Below are 2611 nucleotides of genomic sequence, written 5' to 3' on the forward strand. Positions count from 1 at the left end.
TGCCTTTTGAGGGGTGGTGAAAAACTAGAGTTTTCTGCCACCTGTAGATGGGGAAAGGCTAAGTGTCCCTTTTTAACAGCTATGTTTGTTCAGAGCCTAAACGCTCGTCTGGGTGACAAGTCCCACAAGACTGATCGCAGCCTCAAAAGCTGTCACTTATCCCGTCACAAAAACTATGTGTCGTGAACGTCAGCTCTAAAACTGACGAAGTGTGGGGAAATTACACGAATCCTTACCGCCCACCAACTACTGTCCAAATCGCAACGCAACGGCTTCGATCTCCATAGCGAATCGCCGAAATGTCTGGTCGTCTGCGGGATGAGAAATAGAGTGTGGAGCCGCCTTGGGCGAGAGAGTTAGGCAAGCTGCATCGTAGAGACGCTCAAGCACAAGGCGACGACAGAGCAGCTCATAGCGCCCGCTATATGAGGCTCCCGTGAACGCTGGATCGGTTTTGAAATGCGGCTCATTTGCTTTGACCGGTTTGTGGACTTCAGGGCAGTCCTCCAATAGGAAGAAATAACCCAGATGTGGCCTAGGCCCGGTTCCCAAGCGCCCTTCACGGTATGCCGTCCAGATATCCGTCGCACTGCCAATGGCTTCTTCAACACGATTGTTGAAGTTGTTACCAAATGAAGGGCCAACCTGGGATTTGAACTCGATAGCGCAGAAAAGTTGCTCGTCCTTCACGGCAAGCAAATCCCACTTCTTCTCAGGGCGGAAGTACCCTGGTAGCTCTAGGGCTGATTTAGTGAAGATACAGCTCTGTGGAACGCCACCCTTAAGCAAAATATCAACAATGAGTTGCTCAATCTGCTCCATTTGACCACCCCCTGTCACGGCTCCACGGGTTCCAGCATCGTTGCGGCCACTTGCTTCTTGCTTTTTTTGTTGACGATCTCTGGCATTCCAGAAGGCAACAACAGCTTCTTCGAAACGAATATCAAGGTTGGGTAGGCTCATAGTGTATCTTTTTAAAGTGGGAGTTGGGCGAAACTTAGTCCATAGAGGCGAAGGGCAATACTTGTGGCTTTTTGGATATCTCGGCTGCGAAATGCAGTGATTAAATCAGCTTGATCTACCGCCGAGATCGTCTCAGGTTTAGGGACACGAATACGGCGTAGGTACTGTGCCTGGAAGCGCAGATACCCCCCACGCATCCGTACCGAGTAACTTTCAACAAAGAGTTGAGCAATGTCAGAGAGGAGCAGCCCGCCCAGCACTTCTAGGTTCCACTCCTCGGAGGTGATGACGTAGAGATTGTGGTGTGGGTAGGTTGTGCCAGGGTCTAGCACGGGTGCGATCCGATCCTTGATGTCAGGCAGGTAGAGTTTTGGACGGGCGGTCAAAGACGCATCCACTCGGTCAATGGTCCTGTACCAGCGGGTCGGGTCTTTCTTCCCGACGTAGCGACTCCGCAGCGTCAGCTCGTGAGGGCGCAGGTACGCCTGGAGCTTTGGGAAACGAGCGAGCCCTCCTTCCTCCAGCGCGGGCCAAGGATTCACCAGAAAATGAGCCGTTGACGTGACAGTAGCGGAGCCATCCTTGAGATCGCTTGCCATAGCCAGTGGCAGAAGGCAATTAGGCTCGACGAGAGCCTGGTCCTCTGTACTGAGCGTTTGGCGATCTACGATATAGACCTTATCCGCGCCTGTAGCAACCCCGATCCCTACCTTGGTTCCTGTCTCTAAGGATTCCAGTGAGGAGAAGTTGGCCTCCAAGTACCGCAGTAGCTCTAGGCGTTTGGGGGAACACTGGGGCCAAGGCTCGTCTCCGCAGAACCAAGGCTCGACTCGTGAGACCGACATGCCTGGAGTTATCGCCGATGCTGTACAAAGTGCTCGGGTAAAAGCGGCGATGTCGGTAGGCTCACACTCGCCTGTCCACTGAGCAACAACGGTTGGGAGTTTGGTGGAAGATCTCCGCAAAAGCGTGATGGCAGGGTAAGCGCTGACCTCATCCTCGAAGGCCGCCGCCTTATGCATCTCCAGGATTAACTCCACCCGGAAGCCGCCTTCTGTGATGAGGCGACGAAGCTCTCCTCCGTACTGATTGCGCATCCAGCGGTCCGCACAGATAAAGGCGCAGACACCGTCTTGCTTGAGTGCACGGAGCGCTGCTTCAAAGAATCCGACATAAAGATCCGCACGTCCCCGCATGGTAGGGTAGGCCGAGCGATAGACAGACATCTGATGCTCTGGAACATCCTCGATGCGCACGTAGGGCGGGTTTCCGAGTACGAAGTCCGCAGGAGGCAGGGTCGGTGCTTGGCAAAGATAGTCCCCGGTTCGTATCCAGCTTGCCGCGAGTTGGCAGGATTCCTCATCAGGGACACCCATCGCCCTTAGCGCAGCAAGAACTGTCTCTGTGGCTTGCCGAACAGCGCGTGGATCGACATCAAAAGCGATTAGGGAGCTGGTGCAGTCTAAGAGGGGACGACCTTGGCGGCGGCAGGAAGTAACAAGGCGCTCCGCCATGGCGACGACAAATACGCCGTCCCCGCACGAGGGTTCGATAGCAAGGGTCTCAACAAGGTTCCGATCCGCCGTGTATCCAGCAAGGTTCAGAATCAGATCCACCACCCAGCGGCGCGTAAAGATAGCTCCCAAGG

General features: G+C 54.5%; 2 protein-coding genes. Both read right to left on the minus strand.

The genetic code is table 11. From position 1 onward, the window contains the following. Positions 1 to 246: 246 nt before the first annotated feature. Positions 247 to 963: a PaeR7I family type II restriction endonuclease gene (locus ACH2EH_RS26405; RefSeq protein ID WP_395146407.1), complete on the minus strand. Its 717-nt coding sequence runs from the start codon at positions 961 to 963 to the stop codon at positions 247 to 249. A gap of 11 nt (positions 964 to 974) precedes the next feature. After that, on the minus strand, positions 975 to 2611 hold a 1637-nt coding region (locus tag ACH2EH_RS26410; RefSeq protein ID WP_395146408.1), incomplete at its 5' end, for an Eco57I restriction-modification methylase domain-containing protein.

The organism is Armatimonas sp., from assembly GCF_043760365.1.
GTDB lineage: Bacteria > Armatimonadota > Armatimonadia > Armatimonadales > Armatimonadaceae > Armatimonas.